Annotated in this window: 1 protein-coding gene; it reads right to left on the bottom strand. The window is 73.1% G+C overall.

Features of this window, described 5'->3' with window-relative positions; translation table 11 throughout:
- Positions 1–208 precede the first annotated feature (208 nt).
- Positions 209–2033 (bottom strand): transglutaminase TgpA family protein (locus ABT367_RS41280; protein WP_352259104.1); only part of this gene is annotated, 1825 nt, incomplete at its 5' end.

The raw sequence follows: 2033 nt of genomic DNA on the forward strand, positions 1-2033 counted from the left end.
CGCCTTGTGGGCCCGCGCGCCCTCTACTGCCTCCTACCCATAAACCCCCCCCCCGCGTGGGTGGGGGGCGGGCCGAACCGCCACCCCCCCAACACCCACGTCGTCGTTCGGGGAGCCCCGCGCACGGGACGTCCTGCGGACCCCGGCCCGACGCCGCCGCGCGGCAGTGAGGGGTGGGGGGGCCGACGCCCCCGCACCCCTCACACCGCTACTTGGCCCGTCGCGGCACCAGCCGCTCGAAGCTCCACCGACCCCCGCCCCAGCGCTCCTTGAGAGCGGACCAGCGGTCCGAGAAGGCCCAGCCCACCCGGACGGCCGAACGCGGGGCGAACGTCGCACGCAGCCGGGTGCCACGGCTCATCGTGGCCCGCAGACCGGCCCGTACCGTACGGACGTCCTCGGCCACACCGGGCGCCGGCCGTGGCGTCGGAGCGTAGAGCACCTGCTCCACCGCCGCCGCGAGCCGGTGCACCGCCTCGGCCGCGTCGATCTCCAGCTCACCGAGCCGGACGATCCGGGCCGCCGCCTTGCGCGGGGTCTGCGCCTCGTCGGGTGCGATGCCGTAGTCCCAGGCCGTATCCGTGACTTCGAGCCACGCGGCCAGCGTTCTCGCCATCCCGTCCGCCGGTGTGCGGCCACCTGAACCGAGCCGTATCCCCCGTACCCGCGTACGCCACATCAGGGGCAGCAACGGCACCCCGATGAGGAGCAGCACGGCCGCCGAGATCCCCAGATACGTGCCCCAGGGCGTCCCGCCGCCCGAACCGCTCCCTGCCGCACCCGGCTCCTGCGACCCGCACTCGCCGAACCGGCGCAGATCCGCGGGGCACGAGTCCGAGGGCGAGGGGGAGTCCTCGCCACTGGGCGCCGTCGAGCTGGAGGACGAGGGGGCCGCGGTGGTCGGGGTGTCCGACGGCGTCTCCTCGCGGGTGTAGTCGGGCGCCGTACCACGCGTCGGCGTCGGCTCGAAGCGGGTCCAGCCCACGCCCTCGAAGTACAGCTCGGGCCAGGCGTGGGCGTCGCGGAGCCCGACCGTCATCGCCCCGTCCGAGGCCGGCGAACCGGGCGTGAAGCCCACCGCGACCCGGGAGGGGATGCCGAGAGTGCGGGCCATCGAGGCCATCGCGAAGGAGAAGTGGACGCAGAAGCCCTGCTTGTCCTTCAGGAAGCGGCTGATCGCCGCCGACCCGCTGCCCGCGGTGACCTTGGTGTCGTACGAGAACCCGCCGCTGACCGCGAACCAGTCCTGCAGCTTGACGGCCATCTCGTACTGGTTGGTGGCGCCCTCGGTCACCTTCAGCGCGGTGTCGGTCACATCGCGCGGCAGCGAATCGGGTACGTCGGTGAACTCGTCCTCGATGTCCGAGTTGGGGGCCGGAGCCCCGGCCAGCTTCTCCGCCGTCGGCTGCACGATCAAGCTGCTGACCCGGTATTCCTTGCCCTTGGTCGTCTCCCCACGGTCGCCCACGACGGCGCGCCCGATCGGCTCGAAGCGCCAGTTGCCGTCGATGTCGACCGCCGTCGCCGGATACGGCATCGGCAGCCAGTCCTGCGCGTAGTCGTCGGCCGCCGAGATCTCGGTGGTGACCTCCTTGGCGTCCACGTCGCCGCTGAGGCCGCGGGGCTGCGGGAACGGCGAGGGCACCTCGGTGATCGCACGTTCCGCCGGCTTCCAGGCCGTGCCGTCGAACTGGTCGAGCGACACGATCCGCAGGTACATGTCCTGGGTGGCCTCGGAGTTCGTGCGGTATCTGAGGACCTCGCGGTCGTTCGGCTGGTTGAGGCTGTTCTGCAGCGAGACCAGCGGGTTGACCGCCGAGATCGTCCCGCCGCCGCCACCGCCCCCTCCGCCGCCGCCCGTGGGGTCGAAGAGCCCGCTGTCCAGCGCGGGCAGCGCCGCCGGCACCACCAGGGCGATGCCCAGGGCGACCGCGCCGATTCGCCCCCCGGAGCCCACCGGGGGGGGGGGCCCGCGGCAGTCCCGCAGATCCGTAGGGGACACCGGTGTAGACCAGTCACCCCACGCATACTCG

It is taken from the genome of Streptomyces mesophilus (assembly GCF_040300965.1).
In the GTDB taxonomy this organism is placed as follows: domain Bacteria; phylum Actinomycetota; class Actinomycetes; order Streptomycetales; family Streptomycetaceae; genus Streptomyces; species Streptomyces mesophilus_A.